The sequence below is a fragment of the Mangrovihabitans endophyticus genome (genome assembly GCF_014646155.1).
In the GTDB taxonomy this organism is placed as follows: Bacteria; Actinomycetota; Actinomycetes; order Mycobacteriales; family Micromonosporaceae; genus Actinoplanes; species Actinoplanes endophyticus.
Genome location: NZ_BMMX01000001.1, coordinates 1,042,636 through 1,057,885 on the forward strand (window position 1 = coordinate 1,042,636; position 15,250 = coordinate 1,057,885).

Consider the following 15,250-nt stretch of genomic DNA (forward strand, 5'->3'; position numbering starts at 1 on the left):
GGCCACCCCACCGCTGGCAGTGTGTCGCCCGAGACTTGACGGATTCTTGACGGGCATATAGCCGAAAGACCCTCGCGTCCCTTGGCTGCGGCGCTTTGACTCTTCCATCTTGCGCATGTCGCGCTCTCGTCTTGTTCCGTCCCCGCGGACGAGATTTCAATCGCTGGCAGGGCCGGGGCTTCGGCCGGGCACGCGGGAGGGGGCGCATGACTGCCATGAGAATTTTTCAGCCTGGCATCCAGCCCGGCCGGACACGCCTGGCGGCCCGGTTGGCGACGTGGGCCGGGCTGGCGGCGGTGCATCTGACCGTCGCCGTGGCGGGCGCGGTGCGCGCCCGCCTGACCCGGCATCGGTCCGACGCTTTCGCTCGGGAGCTTCGCGCCTTGCTGATCCACCTTGGACCCGCGTTCGTCAAGGGCGGTCAGCTACTGAGCACTCGCGCGGATCTCGTGTCGCCGTCGTGGCGTGCCGCGCTGGGCCGGTTGCACGATCGCGTCGACCCGATGCGGCCGGGGGAGCGCCGCCGGACACTGCAGGCGGCGTACCCGCCCGGCCGGTGGCCATTCCACGAGCTCGGCGATCACGCGGTGGGCAGCGGCAGCGTCGCCTGCGTGTACCGGGGCACGTTGCATGACGGACGCGATGTCGCGGTCAAGGTGCGCCGCCCCGGCATCGCCGAGAGGATGCACGCCGACCTGCGGCTGCTGACCCTCGGCGCGGGACTCGGCCAGCGCCTGCCCGGCCTGCGACGGGTGCCGATGCGGCGGATGGTGGACGAAGTGGGCGCGGCCGTGCTCGGCCAGCTCGACCTGGCCGCCGAGGCGCAGGCGCTGGACCTGCTGCGGGACAATCTGGCCGGGCTGATCCGGGTGCCCGCACCGGTGGCTGCGGCATCCGGCGAGGGCGTCCTGGTGATGGAGCACGTGGCCGGGTTGCACCGGTTCACACCCGACGACTTCGGCCGGGAGGAGCGCCGCGCGGTGGTGCGGCGGATCCTGCATGGTGTCTACCGGATGTTGTTCATCGACGGACTGGTGCATTGCGACATGCACCCCGGCAACCTCTATCTCACCCGCAGCGGCGAGCCGGTGCTGCTCGACGCGGGGTTCGTGGCACGTCTGAGCCCGTCGGTCCGGCGGTTGTTCGCCGAGTTCTTCCTGAACCTGTCCACCGGCCGCGCGGACGCCTGCGCCGACGTGGTGGTGCGCAGCGCCGAGCGGGTGCCGCCGGACTGCGATCGGGAAGGCTTCCGCCGCGGCATCGCCGATCTGGTGCGGCGCAACCACGGGCGCCCTGCCGGGCAGTTCCGGCTGGCGCCGTTCGCCGCGCGCCTGTTCGACCTGCAACGCCGCTCGGGCATCGCCGCTGCTCCGGCGTTCGTGTTCCCGTTGCTGTCGTTGCTCGTCCTGGAGGGGATGATCAATGACTTCGACGTGGACGTCGACTTCCAGGCCGAGGCGGTCCCGACGCTGCTGCAGGCGTTGCGTCACCGGCCTCCGGCACCGGCGACGCCATGATCGGCGTCGACGCGCTCACCGCGTGCTCGGTGCCGGTCACCGCGCCGGGCGTCGGCGGCGTGGCCCGGCGCTGGCGGGTGCGCGGCGCCGCGGACGGTCCGGTCGCCATCGCACTGCGGGCGATGTCCGGTGCCGGGATGCCCGACGCCCCGACGCTGGATGCCACGACGCCGTGGCCGGCGACCGCCGTCCTGCTCGGGACGGAGTTCACCGCCCGGGACAACGACCTGCTGCTGGAGACCATCCGGGCCGCCACCAGGCGGGGCGGACGGCTGGCCTTGATCCATCGGGGTGCCGGCGGCACCAGCCTGATGCGCGCGGCGTGCGCCGAGGCGCCGAGGCTGACCGGGATGTCGATCGAGCTGCCGCCGGAGCCGACGGCAGCGGCGGTACGGGCGGCGGTGGCCCTGGCCGGTGCCGACGTCCCCGGCGCCGACGAGGTGATCGTCGACGGCGCCGGCCACGCCGTCGCGACCGGCTGGCGCCGGGTCCGGCTCCCGCCCGCACCCGGCGCGATCTCCGGAACGGTGCTGATCACCGGCGGTCTCGGCGGCCTCGGGCTGCATGTCGCCGAGATCCTCGCCGGGCGTTACGGCCTGCACCCGGCACTGGTCGACCGGCGCGCGCCGGAGAGCCTCGCACCGCACGCGCGGGCCCGGCTGCGCCGACTGCTCGCCGGACCGGCGGGCGCGAGTGTGCGGACCGCCGATGTCACCGACCCGGCGGCGGTGGCGGCGGCCCTGACCAGCCTGCCCACCCCGGTGACGATCGTGGTGCACGGCGCCGGTGTGCTGCACGCCGGCCCGGTCGCGTCCTGCGCCGCCGAGGATCTGACGGCGACTCAGGCGGTCAAGGTGGCCGGGCTGCGGCACGTCCTGGACGCGATCGACCGCGGCGCGCTGCGGCACCTGGTGGTGTTCGGCTCCACCGTGGCCGAGGAACCGCCGCACGGTCTGGCCGGCTATGCGCTTGCCAACGAACTGCTGCGCCGCGCGACGCTGCGGGCGGCACGGTCGCTCCCGCACGTGTCAACGGTGGTCGCCCAGTGGTCGATCTGGGCGGGTGCCGGTATGGCGCACGACCTCGGAGTGGTTCCGCAGGCCCGGCGCCTGGGCTGGACACCGGTGGCGCTCCGCGCCGGGCTGGCGGCCGTTCAGCGGCTGCTCGCACTGCCGCCCGGCCCGGCGCGGCTGCGTCTGCTCGGGCGGGACCGGGCGGCTGCCCGGCGCACCGACGATCGAGGAGACTGCCGGTCCCTGCCGGCGTAGCGGCCGGACCGGCCGAGGAGGTGTCCATGGCCCATCAGCCAAGCGCGATCGTGATCGGCGCCGGACCGGCCGGGCTGGCCGCCGCGATCGCCCTGAGCGAGAGGGGTTTCGCCGTCTCGGTGCACGAGCGCCGCGCGGACGCCGACGTGGTGGGTACGGGCCTGACCCTGTGGCCCAACGGACTGGCCGCGCTGGCCACCTTCGGCGCGGAGGCCGCGGTCGCCCGGCGCGCGCTGGCCGCGCCGGGCACGCAGATGCGGACCGATCGCGGCCGGGTGCTCAGCGAGATGCCCGCGGCGGCGCTGGATGCCGCCGGCGGGCGGGGCGTCGCCATCGCCCGTGGTGATCTGCTCGCCGCGCTGGCCGGCCGGCTCGACCCCGGGGTCATCCGGTGGGGCAGGCGGTGCGTCGGCGTCTCCGGCACACCGGACGGCGCCACCGCGGCGTTCGCGGACGGCGCTGATGCCCGGGCGGACCTGGTGATCGGGGCCGACGGCATGCGCTCGCCGGTGCGGACGTCCTGCGGCATCCGGGCCCGGCTGCGCTACGCCGGCTTCACGGTGTGGCGCGGCACCGTACGGTTCCCCATGGCGTCCCGCCCCGGCCTGCTCACCCTCGGCGGACCGTATCAGTTCGGTCTCTGGCAACTGCCGGACGACGAGGTGTACTGGTTCGCCGCGGCGCCCACGTCGGAGACCACGGGCCGGCGCGGACGCACCCGGCCGCCCGCGGTGTTCGACGACTGGCACGAGCCGATCCCTCAGTTGATCGCCGCGACGTCGACCGAGCGGATCACGGTCACCGCGATCTACGACTGTCGCCCGCTGCCCCGGTGGAGCTCCGGCCGGATCGTGCTGGTCGGCGACGCGGCCCACCCGAGCCTGCCGAACATGGGGCAGGGCACCTCCCAGGCGTTCGAGGACGTGGCGGTGCTCGCCGACCGCCTCGCCGCCGAGCCGCGCATCGAGCAGGCACTGCGACAGTACGAGGCGCGCCGCCGCGCCCGGGCCCGCGCGGCCTGGTCGCAGGCGCGGATGCTGGCCCGGATGGGCGCCTGGCGTGGTGGGCTGGCCTGCCGGGTGCGGGAGACGCTGATGACTGCGGTGCCGCAACGGGCGCAACGGGCGCAGCTCGCCCGCCTGTTCGCGTTTCCGGGCGCGCATGCCGAGACCCGTCGATCGACGCAGGAGGCACACGATGAGCGAGGATGAGGCCGTCTGGAGCGCATCCGACGGTTCCGGTGCGGTCCGGGTCGGCGTGCGATGCGCGTGCGGCCGTGACCGGGCGTGGCAGGCACTGCATGATCCGGCGGGATTGAGCCGGTGGTTCGGTGATCTCACGCCGGGTTGGTCGCCGGGTTGCCGGGGCCGCATCGAGATCGGCGACGGCGACTTCTTCGACCTGTCTGTCGAGGAGCTGGCCGAGGCCGATCACCTCGCCTTCCGCTGGCGCTTCCTCGGGCTGGGCGCCCAGTCCCATGTCCGCTGGCTGATCACGGACCGGCCGGACGGCAGCGAGGTCACGGTCGAGGACCGGCAGCCCGGCCGGACCCCGGCGGAGACGGACGCGATGATCGCCGGATGGACCGACTTCCTCGGTCGGCTCGCGCGCCACCTGCGCACCGGCGAGACGAGCCGGTACGGGATCCGCGACGAGATCGACGGAACGGTCGACCTGCCCGACGCGGTGGCCGACCCGCTGGATCCCGGCGTCGTGCATCGCTGGCTGCCGATCGCCACCGATGGTTTCGTGCCGCGCTGGTTCTTCATCGTGGACTCCGACGGGCCGCGGCGGTTCCGGCTCGACGACTGGACGGATGCGGCCGACGAGGTGACCTTCCGGCTGGCGATCCCGCAAGCCGCACGACCCACGTCGTGCGCGATCCGGGTGACCCGCGCGGGCGCCGGCCGCCGGTTGTCGTTCGTGCACGCCGGCTGGTGCCGCCTCGATCTGCCGGAGCACCGCGCACGTCAGTTGCGCCGCCGATTCACCGCGACGTGGGTGTCCGCCGTCGCGCACGCCCGGGACCTGGCATTGACGCGTTGAGGGAGGACTACCGTGGAGGTCGACCAGATGCCGGTGCGGCACGCCGGCGACGAGATCAGCGAGGACTGGCGCCGGGCGGTGCTGCGCTCGATCGGTGCCATGCGCGAGGACCTCGGGTACGAGCACTCGCTGCGGACGCTCGCCCGCTCGGCGTGGCTGAGCCCGTTCCACTTCCACCGGGTCTTCCAGAAGATGACCGACGCCACGCCGGCCCGGTTCCTCGCGGCCTGGCGGATGGCCGAGGCAAAGCGGCTGCTGGTGCACAGCCAAGTCAGCGTCACGGACATCTGCATGCAGATCGGATACTCCAGTCTGGGTACCTTCACCAGCCAGTTCACCCGGATGGTCGGGGTCTCTCCGGGCCGGTTCCGCAGGCTGGTCGCCACGTCGGCGGACCGGTCCTTCCAGGAGGTGCTGGCGAGCCTGTCCGCGGCCTCCGCCGAGCCCGACCGTCCACAGGTGACAGTCACCGTCGAGGGTGGCCCGGACGAGCGCGTGTACGCCGCTCTCGGATTGTTCTCCTCCGGCATCCCGCAGCGGCGCCCGCCCGCCTGCGCCGCGTTCACCGTGCCCGGATCGGCTCGTATCTCTGGCCTTCCGGACGGCGAATACCACCCGCTTGCGATGAGTTTCCCGTCCGCGGTCACGGTGGCCGAGGCGGTGGCCACCGCCGAGCCGGACCGGTGTTTCGTCGCGGCGGGCGACCGGCCGGTCCGGGTCGTCGACGGTCGCGCCGAGCCGACCGCCGTGCGCCTGCGGCTGCGGCTGCGCCGGGACACCGACCCACCCCTGGTGCTGGCGCTGCCGTTGCTCGCCGCGGCCGGGCCGCTGGCCGGATCGCCGGCCTGAGCCGGCCGCTCGGGTGGCGGGCCGTTCCGACGGCCTGAGCATGCCGCGGAAGGCAACATGCGAGAAGGCGTCGCACCGCCGCGCCACCAGACTGTCGATACAGACCTCTGGTGACGGGAAGGAATGCGGCGATGGCTATCGACCTCTGTAACAAGTCGCCGGGCTCGCTGGCGGAACACGATCCCAAAGAGTGGTCCGGGGCGGTCGACGAGCCGGTTCTGCTGGACGACCTGGGAGCCGAGCAGCGGGAGGCACTCAACTTCGCCTACCGGGCGACGCTGAGCAACGTCGACCCGCGATTCGTGGCCGGTGACCCGGCGGCCTGGGCGAGCGACTTCGGCTATGCGCTCGACCGGGTGGCGATCCGGCTCGACAACCGGACCAACAGCGAACTTCGCGAGCAGGCCCTGTCGCATCCGGATCCGGCGATGCGCGAGCAGGCCCTGTTCGAATACGCCGACCGCGACCGCGAGGACGCGGTGGACCTGCTGCGTCAAGCGGTACGCAGCGATGCGAACCGGGAACTGCGGTGGGACGCGCTGTGGGCGATCGAGAAGCTGGGCGGACCCGCGGCGATGGCCGCGCTGCGGGAATTCCGCACCGACAGCGACCCGGAGATCGCGGAATGGGCCATGCTGTTCGGCAGCGAGCTGCAGACCGGTGATCCGGCCTTCGACGGCCGGCCGGGCCGCTACACCCCGGGCCGGACCTTCGACGAGACCATCTATCTGCTCATCCACTGCGACCTGTACGTGCGCTTGGACGCCTCGAACACCCACTGGGGAAAGATCTCTTTGGCGCCGCAAGGACTCGCCCGCATCTACGGACAGGCGCACGCCTGCCCCAACGTGGCCACCCGGGAACGTCAACTGGTGATCGCCAAGACCATTTCCGGGCTGCACGCGGACGGCTCTCCGCACTGTGACAACTACCTGTTCCGCGGCTTCACCGATCGCACGCGCCGGGACCGGGGAAACTTCTTCTTCGAATCGCTGGTGCCGCGGACGTTCTTCCGCTCGGGACACGCCGACGACCCGTCCGAGGGCGTGCGCCAGGCCGACATCGGCTTCGCGCGGTACGGCACCTGGCATCTGGAGCCGAAGTTCCAGGTGCACGAGGAACCGGCCATCCGGTATGTGCGCGGACGCTTCCAGGGCTGGGGATACGTGAATCTGGCGCGCATCGCCGGCCGGTCCCTGGAGGAGATCCTGACACCCGGCAACGGTGTGCTCTCCACGCTGCACGACCCCGAGGTGGGTCCGATGACCAACGCCTTCATCCTGGGCACGTTCAAGGGCAAGCTCAACGACTGGGACGGCGACGGGACGATCGACCTCAACTCGCGCGACGTGTACTCCACAGTGGATGGAGAAATCGACTCGGACCAGGACGGCGTGCCGGACGAGCCCGGCCGCACCTGTTGCGACTACACGAACCTGATGGCCTGACCTCTGGGAGGCAATGAGATGACTTCCACCCCGACGCAGCCCTCCGTGAAGTACGGCCGTCCGGTCACCACGGACGGCGTGCCCGACATCTACGCGGGCGCCACGGTCACCCCGTGGACGCCGCCCGACCCCGGAATCGACAACCTGGGTATCAGCTCGATCGACACGTTCGCGGTGCCGGGCGTCGGCGAATACACCGTCGCCTTCGACGGGTACGTGCGCGTCGTGCGCTCCGAACCCACCTCCCGGCAGTGGTCCGATGCCGAGGTCTACACCAATCTCATCGAGATGAAGATGGTCGGCAGTTGCCCGGAGCTCGGCACCATCACGGTGCGGCTCAATCCGGACTGCCTGTCCACCGGCCAGATTCGCACGCCGTTCGACCCGTACGCCGGTGAGGGGCCGTCCGCGAAGGCGTGCCGGATGGCGGTGGGTGCGGTGTTCTCGATGCCCAAGCTGGGCATGAAGCTGATCAACAAGGAACCGATCATCCTCACCATCGACGACGTCCGGCAGATCCCACCCGCCGGCGCGCCGGGCAAGGGTCAGATCTATCGGATGCTCCCGCTGCACGACATCGAGAACCCCGACGCGGAGCCGGTGGCTTATGTGACCAGCCTGCGGTTCACGATGGGCGGCTACCTCAGCGCCGAACAGATGGCGGCGCGGTAGACGCGCCGACGCGTGCCGGCACGCCTGGGTCGCGGCCCACCCCCGGGGCCGCCGCCCACGCGTGCGCCGAAGGGAGGACCGCATGGCCACACGCACGCCTCCGATGATCAAAGCGCCCCCGGTGGTGGGCAGCCTGCTGGAGTGGCGGCGCGACCACGACCAGCTCTTCCTGCGTGCGTACCGGGAACTCGGGCCGGTCTTCGGCGTTCGTCTCGGGCCCCGGCGCGGGGCGGTGCTGATCGGACCGCAGCATCACGAGTTCTACTTCCGTGAGGTGGACCGGCGGTTGTCGGTGCCGGAGCTGTACCGCTTCGTGGTGCCGATGTTCGGCGACGTGATGATGGCCGCCACCGACACCGCCCGGCGCAGGCGACACGTCGCGCTGCTGCAGTCGGCCTTCCAAAGTGGCCGGCTCGCCGGTTATGCCGACGTGATGACCGCGGAGGTGGACGCCTGGCTCGACTCCCTCGGCGAGTCCGGCGAGTTCGACCTGTGGGACGCCGTGGAGCCAGTGGTCATGCGGATCGCGGCGAGCGCGTTGATGGGGGCGGAGATCCGGGCCCGGATCGACGAGTTCCGTCCGCTGCTGGTCGACCTGGCCCGCGGCATGGAGTTCATCCTCCCGCCCAACCTGCCGCTGCGCCGCTTCCGGCGGCGCGATCAGGCCCGCCGGGAACTCGCCGAGATGGTGCGTCCGATGCTCGCCGAACGACGCCGGGCGCCGGGACGGCACGACGATTTCCTGCAGGTGCTCGCCGACGACGCCGCGCTCGCCGCCGAGGGCGACGAGGTGCCGGTGGGCATGGCGCTGTGCACCATCTTCACCGGGTACATCACCACCGCCGCCCAGGCGTGCTGGACGCTGGCCCTGCTGCTGCGCCACCCGACCTATCTGGCGCGCGTGGTGGACGCCGCGGACCGGACGAGCCGGGCCGCCCTGCTGGACCTGGCCTTCAAGGAGGCCCTGCGGCTGCGTCCGGTGATGGGCTTCTACGCCCGGACCAATCGGCAGGACCTGCACGTCGGCGGCTACCGGCTGCCGCGCGGCTGGATGACCATGCTCTGCCCCGGTGTCGCCCACCGGCTTCCGGAGATCTTCGCCGATCCGGACCGGTACGACCCGGACCGTTTCGCCCCGTCGCGGGCCGAGGACAAGCGGCACCCGCATGCCCTGATCGGGTTCAGCGGAGGCTTCTACCGATGCCCCGGCCAGGCGTTCGGCACCACCGAGGTGCGGGTCCTGCTGAATGGCCTGATCTCCCGGTACGACCTGGAACCGCTGGCCGCCGAGCCCGCCGCCGACCTGGAACTCGGCGTGACCCGTCCCCGGTCGCCGTGCCCGGTGCGCTACCGGCGTCGGCAGCGGTGGCCGGGCGCCGCCGCGGTGGCGGCGCAGGAACGCAATCGCTGAGAAGTCCGGCGGCCGCATCCGCCCTAGATTCGCACTTGCCGAAGGCGGTCGGAGAACAGGGGGCGGGACATGGCAACCGGAAATTCGACGTTGTCCGCGATCGCGGGCGTGCCATCCGTGCCGGCGAGCGCCGCGCCGCCGCCGTTCCCGCCGCTGGCCGGCACCGCGTTCCCGGCCGCGCAGGACCGGTGGGAGCGGCTGGTCACCATGGCCGAGATGCCGTTCCCGGCCGGGCGGGTGTGGGAGGCTCTGGTCTCACCCGCACATCTTCGCCACTGGCTGGCGGTGTGTCACGGACATTGGGCGGAACCCGACCAGGAGTCCACACTGGACTTCGAGGACGGCGAGTTCTTCTACTGCCGCACGTCGCAGTCGATGCGACCGCGCGGCGCCCGCCCCGGCACCCTGATCTATCAGTGGCGCTGGGTCGGCATCGGCCCGGCCGCCACGGTCACCTGGACCGTCCGCCCGGTGCCCGGAGGCACCCTGGTCACCGTGGTCGAGGAGGCGACCAACCCACCGTCGGACTGGCGTTCCTGGAACGGCATGGGCTGGCCGGGGATCCTCGACCAGCTCGCCAACTATCTGCGCACCGGGGTGGACAGCCGGTGGCCGTGGCGGCGCATGGGACCGTATCTGCAGATTCCGCTCCCGCAGATGCCGTACGCGGCGTGGGCAGCGCTGACCAGCCCGCCGGCGGTGCAGCACTGGCTGCAGCGCAGCGCGGGATCGCTGACCGTCGGCGACCCGATGACCGTGGTGATGGGCGACGCCAGCGGCACCGTCGAACTGACCGTGACCAAGTCGGTGGACGCCGGTCAGGAGTTCCCCTCCTACATGCCGTATCTGGAGTTCGAACTGCGCCGCCCGTCCTGGCGTGCCGCGCTCGGCGGTCGCCTCTGGATCGAGCCGGCCGGGCTCGGCGAAAGCCTCCTGCAGGTCTTCCACCACGGCTGGGAACGCCTGGACATCCACGATCCGGTGACCGAACGCAAACTGCTGACCTCGTTCTGGACCGGTGCCGCCGCCCGTGCCCAGATGCTGCTCGGGGCGGGCCCGTCGGCCGCCGGGCCGCACGGGTGGACGGCCGGGGCCGCACCGAGCCCGGAACACAACGGTGCCGGGCCCGCGCCGGGCGCGATGAACGGCCACGGCGGCGGCCCACCGGCGATCGACCTCCCGGCGGCGATGGCCTTCGGCCAAACCGTGCTGGACCATCTCGGCGGCGCCATGACCAGTCTGCTCGTCGCCCTCGGCCTCCGGCTGGGGCTGCTCGGCGCGCTCGCCGCCGGACCGGCCACCAGCGCCGAGCTCGCCGCGGGCACCGGACTCGCCGAACGGTACGTCCGGGAGTGGTTGTGGGGCCTGCACAGCGCCGGCTATCTGCGGCTGGACGCCCCGGCGGGACGGTTCACGCTGCCCGCCGAGCACGCGGCGGTGCTGGGCGCACCGGACTCGCCGATGTCGATGAGCGCGGGATTCCAGCTCGTACCGGCCATGGCGGGCATGCTGGACGAGGTTGCGGCGGCGTTCCGCGCCGGTTCCGGCATCGGCCCGGAGGGCTTCCCGGAGTCGATGTACGAGGCGATGGAGCAGATGAGCGCCACGTGGCTGGACGCCTTGCTCGTCGATCAGTGGCTGCCGTCCGTGGACGGCCTGGTCGAGCGCCTGCGCCGGGGAGCGCGCGTGGCGGACGTGGGCAGCGGGTCGGGCCGGGCCGTGCTGGCCATGGCACGCCGCTTCCCGGCCAGTGAGTTCATCGGCTACGACGTCTATGCGCGCAACGTCGCGCGGGCGAGCGAGCTGGCGTCCGGTGCGGGAATGGCCGACCGGGTGCGGTTCCGGGAAGCGGACGCCGCCGGTGACCTGACCGGTCCGCTGGATCTGATCACCATGTTCGCGACCCTGCACGACGCGCCGGACCCGTATGCGCTGCTCGGCGCTGCGCGGGCCGCGCTGAAACCGGACGGGGTCCTGCTGATCCAGGAGAGCGCGGCGGCCACCCCCGGGGAGAACACCGGGCCGGCCGGACAGATCCTGTACGCCACCAGCGTCCTGCACTGCGTACCCGCGGCGCTGGCCGCGGGCGGTCCGGCGCTGGGCACCCTCGGACTGCCGTACGAGACCCTGGCCGCCCTGGCCGGCAAGGCCGGTTTCGGGCACGTGCACGAGGTGCCGGTGCAGAGCCCGATGAACGCCTTGTTCGTGCTCCGGCCGTAGAGGAGGACCGAGATGTCGCAGCCCACTCCCGCCGTGCCCGTGTGGCGAATGCTCGGCCGGCTCACCGTGATATCCGTGGTGCTGGCCGGATCCACCGTGGCGACAGCGGCGGCGATGGCCGGTTCGCTGATCGTCGGAGGCCCCCGCCGGGCCCGGCGCACCGGCTACCGCGGGCTCGTGCGCACCCTGCAGGTCCTCGGGCCGACCTTCGTGAAGTTCGGCCAGACCTCCAGTACGCGCCGGGACACCATGTCCGCGGAGATGGCCACGGAGCTGTCCCGGCTGCACGACGCCGTCCGAGCGATGTCCCGGCGGCAACGAGACCGAGCGCTGCGCGACGCCGGCGTGCCGATGCTGTCCACCATGGACGAAAGGCCCTTGGCCAACGGCAGCATCGCCGGGGTGTACCGGGGGCAGCTCACCGACGGCAGGGTGGTGGCGGTCAAGTTGATGCGGCCCGGCATCGAGGCGCGGATGCGCGCCGACCTGGCGCTGGTGCGGGCGCTGATGCGCGGATTCGAACGCATGCCCCGGATGCGCGGCATGCCGATGGCGGACCTGGTGGGATACGTCAGCACGGCGATCCTCGGCCAGCTCGACTTCGCCCGGGAAGCCCGCAACATCACGCGTTTGCGGCAGTGCCTGTCGCCCGTACCGCAGATTCGCGTCCCGGCCGTGTACGCGGATGTGTCCAGCCCGACCTGTCTGCTGTTCGAATACCTGCCGCAACTGGACACGGCCACCCCCGGCGCACTGCCCGCCGATGTGCGCGCGGCGCTGGCGGACCGGGTTCTGCAAGCCGCGAACCGGATGATGTTCGTCGACGGGTTCGTGCACTGCGACCTGCATCCGGGCAACGTCTATCTGACACGCGACCAGCGCGTGGTGATCCTCGACGCGGGCTACTGCGTGCAGTTGCCCGAGCGGGTCCGCGAACTCATCGGGGAGTTCTTCGCGTGCCTGCTGCGCGGCGACGGCCGCCGGTGCGGCGAGATCGTGCTGGAGAGCGCGGTGGACCCGAACCCGGCCGACCGGGAGGCGTTCATCGCGGCGATGGCGGATCTCGTGGACCGGCACGCCGGCCCGGACCGCGAGTTCGACATGAAGGAGTTCGGCGATGCGGTCTTCACCCTGCAACAGAAGCACGGCATCTACGCCGCCTCCGATTTCGCGTTCCCGATGATGTCGCTCAACGTCTTGGACGGTACGGTCCGCGGCTTCTCCGCGACCGTGGACTTCCAGCAGGTCGGCAGCTCCGACCCGAAAACCGGCGCGGGCGCCCGCGGCTAGGCCGGCCGGGCAGCGCCCGCCCACGCTGGCACGGTGGCCGCCCCGGCACGCCGCGGCGGCCACCGTTCGCGCGTCAGGCCATGGCCGCCAAGTATTCCTCCGGCACCAGGCCGACCTGCTCCATCAACTGCAGTTCGTCGGTGACGCCCCAATGCTCGACCAGTTTGCCGTCGGCGATGCGGGCGATGCCGAACACCGAGCAGCTCACCTTCCGGCCAGTGGCCGGCGTACCGAGGTATTCGCCGGTGTGGGTGGCCCGTGCGGTCATCCGGCTGGCCACGCGGTCCCCGTCGGCGACCAGATCCTCGATCTCGAACTGCAGATCGGGGAACGCCCGCATGAAGTCCGAGACGATGGTCACCACCTCGTGGAAGCCGTGGCTGCCGCTGCGCGTGTGATGCACCATCTCGGGCGCCCAGAACTCGGCCACGCCCTGCAGATCTCCGCTGTTCCAGGTCTGGATGTATCGGCGGACCAGTTCCTTGTTGTCCTCGGTCGACATCGGATCGTCGCCTCCTCGTGCCGTCGGCGCACCGGCCCGCGGGCGCGAGCGGGTGTGGTGTCGTTGTCCTCCACCGCTCAACACTTCCGGACGGTCGCCGGCCGAGCTTCTCCGGTCTTGCTGCCCGCGCCCGCCACGGCGGCCGGGGCGGGCACGGCGGCGCAGCGCAACGTGGAAGAAGTTGCCGTCCGCGGCCCGGTCCGAGACTGGCGCTCAGACGGGGCCGACGACGTCGCCCCGGACCTGAAGCACGGAGGGAGCAGGACATGCCGATGGATCCCGAGCGGCGCCAGCGGTACCAGGAGCGTGCCGGGCTGACCGACGAGCAGATTCAGCAGACCACGGGCACGCTCACCGTGGACCGGGCCGCCGCCCAAGCGGACGGCGTCGACCTGGCCCAGGTCGACCTGGCGCGGACCGCGGTGCAGAACATCATGGCCGAATGCACGGTGATCAGCGCGGCGTACAACCAGATCGCCCTGGAGACCGAGCGGGATGCAAGGGATTCGGTCGATCAGCAGGATCTGGCCGCCGACCGGGCGCTGCTCGAAGACTCGTTCACCAAGGACTACCGGCTCACCGACCCGGCCGGCAACATCGGGGGCCGGGACAAGACGATGGAAGCGATCTTCTCCGGGAAGATCCGCAAGGAGACCTTCGGGCGCGGCGGGTTCGAGACGCTGAGCGACGAGTTCATGGTCAAGGGCGACACGGCCATCTCGGTCGGCGTCTTCCGGATGAACGCCACACAGCTCGCGCGCAACATCAAGACCGGTGAGACGCGGCGTCGCCGCCGCACCGGCACATTCCGGTCCACCCACACGTACGTCCGTTCCGACGACCGGTGGCGGCTGGCCGCCTCGCAACTGACGCTGCAACCGGACCCGGACAACCTGCCGGGACCCGCCGACGCGGCCGACTGGGTGTTCGTCGACGACTGACCCCCTGCGGGCCTCGGGAGGCACCGATGCGGTACAAGCTGCTGGGCAGGAGCGGGCTGCGGGTGTCGGCGCTGTGCCTGGGCACGATGACCTTCGACGGCACCGGCGGCGGATGGTGCGTGTCCGAAAAGGAGGGACGCGGCATCGTGGACGCCTTCCTCGACGCCGGCGGGAACTTCCTCGACACCCACACCTACGGCCCCACCGAGGACTACCTCGGTGGCTACCTGACCGGTCGCCGGGACCGCGTGGTGCTCTCCACCAAATTCGGCGGCACGCTGGCGGCCGACGACGTGAACGCCTCCGGCGCGCACCGCAAGAGCCTGGTCCGCTCGGTCGAGTCCAGCCTGCGCAGGCTGCGCACCGACTATCTCGACCTGCTCTGGTTGCACGCCTGGGATCCGCTCACCCCCACCGAGGAGTTGATGCGCGCCACCGACGATCTGGTGCGCCGCGGGAAGGTGTTGTACCTGGGGGTGGCGAACGCCCCGGCGTGGGCGGTGGCCCATGCCGTGACGCTTGCCGACCAGCGGGGCTGGACCCCGTTCGTCGCGGTCCAGGTGGAGTACAGCCTCGTCGAGCGCGACGTGGACCGGGAGATCCTGCCGATGGCGCACAGCCTGGGCCTGGGCGTGACCGCCTGGACCCCGCTGGCCAGCGGATGGCTGACCGGCAAATACCTGTCCGGCGGGGACACCGCCGGGAGCAACGGATCCGGTGGTCGCCGACTCGACGATCCGGTGATGTCCCGGTTCCTGCCACGCAACGACCGCACCGTCGAGATCGGTCGGGAAGTGTGCCGGATCGCCGAGGAGAACGAGTGCCCTCCGGCCCACGTGGCCCTCAACTGGCTGCGCCGCCGCGGCGCCATCCCGCTGTTCGGGGCCACCTCACCGGAGCAGGTCCGGCAGAACGCGGCCTGCTTCGACAGCCTGCTCTCCGCCGAGCAGGCGGACCGGCTGGACGCGGTCAGCCGGATCCGGCTGGGCTTCCCGCACGACTTCCTCAACAGCGGCCTGGTCCGGCGTCTCATGTACGGCGAACACGCCGGCCTGGTCGACGTCGTCTCCCGGTGAGGCGGACCCG

The 15,250-nt window shown here is 71.8% G+C and carries 13 protein-coding genes; 12 read left to right on the plus strand and 1 reads right to left on the minus strand.

Going from position 1 to position 15,250, the window contains the following annotated elements; genetic code table 11:
• The first annotated feature begins 206 nt into the window (after nt 1-206).
• The 10 genes from IEY73_RS04140 to IEY73_RS04185 all read left to right on the plus strand — a co-directional run bounded on the left by IEY73_RS04140 (nt 207) and on the right by IEY73_RS04185 (nt 12,721).
• Entirely contained in the window at nt 207-1,517 is a 1,311-nt protein-coding gene (locus IEY73_RS04140) for an ABC1 kinase family protein (protein WP_189077612.1), read from the plus strand.
• A complete protein-coding gene (locus tag IEY73_RS04145) occupies nt 1,514-2,785 on the plus strand; it encodes an SDR family NAD(P)-dependent oxidoreductase (RefSeq protein WP_189077613.1) in 1,272 nt (423 codons plus the stop codon). The genes IEY73_RS04140 and IEY73_RS04145 overlap by 4 nt, the downstream gene beginning before the upstream one ends.
• 26 nt (nt 2,786-2,811) lie before the next feature.
• Nucleotides 2,812-3,996: an FAD-dependent monooxygenase gene (locus IEY73_RS04150; RefSeq protein ID WP_189077614.1), complete on the plus strand. Its 1,185-nt coding sequence runs from the start codon at nt 2,812-2,814 to the stop codon at nt 3,994-3,996.
• Nucleotides 3,983-4,831 (plus strand): SRPBCC family protein, encoded by an 849-nt coding sequence (locus IEY73_RS04155; protein ID WP_189077615.1) that lies wholly within the window; start codon nt 3,983-3,985, stop codon nt 4,829-4,831. Before IEY73_RS04150 ends, IEY73_RS04155 begins: the two co-directional genes overlap by 14 nt.
• A gap of 12 nt (nt 4,832-4,843) precedes the next feature.
• Nucleotides 4,844-5,680, plus strand: coding sequence for a helix-turn-helix transcriptional regulator (locus tag IEY73_RS04160; RefSeq protein WP_189077616.1), 837 nt, complete (start codon nt 4,844-4,846; stop codon nt 5,678-5,680).
• A gap of 131 nt (nt 5,681-5,811) precedes the next feature.
• On the plus strand, nt 5,812-7,128 hold the full coding sequence (locus tag IEY73_RS04165) for a HEAT repeat domain-containing protein (protein WP_189077617.1): 1,317 nt from the start codon (nt 5,812-5,814) through the stop codon (nt 7,126-7,128).
• Between the two features lie 18 nt (nt 7,129-7,146).
• Nucleotides 7,147-7,800 (plus strand): DUF6073 family protein, encoded by a 654-nt coding sequence (locus IEY73_RS04170; protein WP_189077618.1) that lies wholly within the window; start codon nt 7,147-7,149, stop codon nt 7,798-7,800.
• Nucleotides 7,801-7,882: 82 nt separating this feature from the next.
• On the plus strand, nt 7,883-9,211 hold the full coding sequence (locus tag IEY73_RS04175; protein WP_189077619.1) for a cytochrome P450: 1,329 nt from the start codon (nt 7,883-7,885) through the stop codon (nt 9,209-9,211).
• A gap of 69 nt (nt 9,212-9,280) precedes the next feature.
• On the plus strand, nt 9,281-11,431 hold the full coding sequence (locus IEY73_RS04180) for a methyltransferase domain-containing protein (protein WP_189077620.1): 2,151 nt from the start codon (nt 9,281-9,283) through the stop codon (nt 11,429-11,431).
• Nucleotides 11,432-11,443: 12 nt separating this feature from the next.
• Nucleotides 11,444-12,721 (plus strand): ABC1 kinase family protein, encoded by a 1,278-nt coding sequence (locus tag IEY73_RS04185; RefSeq protein WP_189077621.1) that lies wholly within the window; start codon nt 11,444-11,446, stop codon nt 12,719-12,721.
• 73 nt (nt 12,722-12,794) lie between these two features.
• Here IEY73_RS04185 and IEY73_RS04190 read toward each other — a convergent pair whose 3' ends face one another.
• Nucleotides 12,795-13,223, minus strand: coding sequence for an ester cyclase (locus IEY73_RS04190; protein WP_189077622.1), 429 nt, complete (start codon nt 13,221-13,223; stop codon nt 12,795-12,797).
• Between the two features lie 266 nt (nt 13,224-13,489).
• Between IEY73_RS04190 and IEY73_RS04195 the strand changes: the two genes are divergently transcribed.
• Together IEY73_RS04195 and IEY73_RS04200 are read left to right on the plus strand one after the other, a co-directional pair.
• A complete protein-coding gene (locus tag IEY73_RS04195) occupies nt 13,490-14,164 on the plus strand; it encodes a DUF4440 domain-containing protein (RefSeq protein WP_189077623.1) in 675 nt (224 codons plus the stop codon).
• A gap of 26 nt (nt 14,165-14,190) precedes the next feature.
• A complete protein-coding gene (locus tag IEY73_RS04200) occupies nt 14,191-15,240 on the plus strand; it encodes an aldo/keto reductase (RefSeq protein WP_189077624.1) in 1,050 nt (349 codons plus the stop codon).
• Nucleotides 15,241-15,250 lie beyond the last annotated feature (10 nt).

Coding starts and splice junctions, on each gene's coding strand:
- IEY73_RS04185 (WP_189077621.1), top strand. CDS start 11,444: ATGTCGCAGCCCACTCCCGCCGTGCCCGTGTGGCGAATGCTCGGCCGG.
- IEY73_RS04190 (WP_189077622.1), bottom strand. CDS start 13,223: ATGTCGACCGAGGACAACAAGGAACTGGTCCGCCGATACATCCAGACC.
- IEY73_RS04200 (WP_189077624.1), top strand. CDS start 14,191: ATGCGGTACAAGCTGCTGGGCAGGAGCGGGCTGCGGGTGTCGGCGCTG.
- IEY73_RS04155 (WP_189077615.1), top strand. CDS start 3,983: ATGAGCGAGGATGAGGCCGTCTGGAGCGCATCCGACGGTTCCGGTGCG.
- IEY73_RS04150 (WP_189077614.1), top strand. CDS start 2,812: ATGGCCCATCAGCCAAGCGCGATCGTGATCGGCGCCGGACCGGCCGGG.
- IEY73_RS04195 (WP_189077623.1), top strand. CDS start 13,490: ATGCCGATGGATCCCGAGCGGCGCCAGCGGTACCAGGAGCGTGCCGGG.
- IEY73_RS04165 (WP_189077617.1), top strand. CDS start 5,812: ATGGCTATCGACCTCTGTAACAAGTCGCCGGGCTCGCTGGCGGAACAC.
- IEY73_RS04175 (WP_189077619.1), top strand. CDS start 7,883: ATGGCCACACGCACGCCTCCGATGATCAAAGCGCCCCCGGTGGTGGGC.
- IEY73_RS04140 (WP_189077612.1), top strand. CDS start 207: ATGACTGCCATGAGAATTTTTCAGCCTGGCATCCAGCCCGGCCGGACA.
- IEY73_RS04145 (WP_189077613.1), top strand. CDS start 1,514: ATGATCGGCGTCGACGCGCTCACCGCGTGCTCGGTGCCGGTCACCGCG.
- IEY73_RS04170 (WP_189077618.1), top strand. CDS start 7,147: ATGACTTCCACCCCGACGCAGCCCTCCGTGAAGTACGGCCGTCCGGTC.
- IEY73_RS04180 (WP_189077620.1), top strand. CDS start 9,281: ATGGCAACCGGAAATTCGACGTTGTCCGCGATCGCGGGCGTGCCATCC.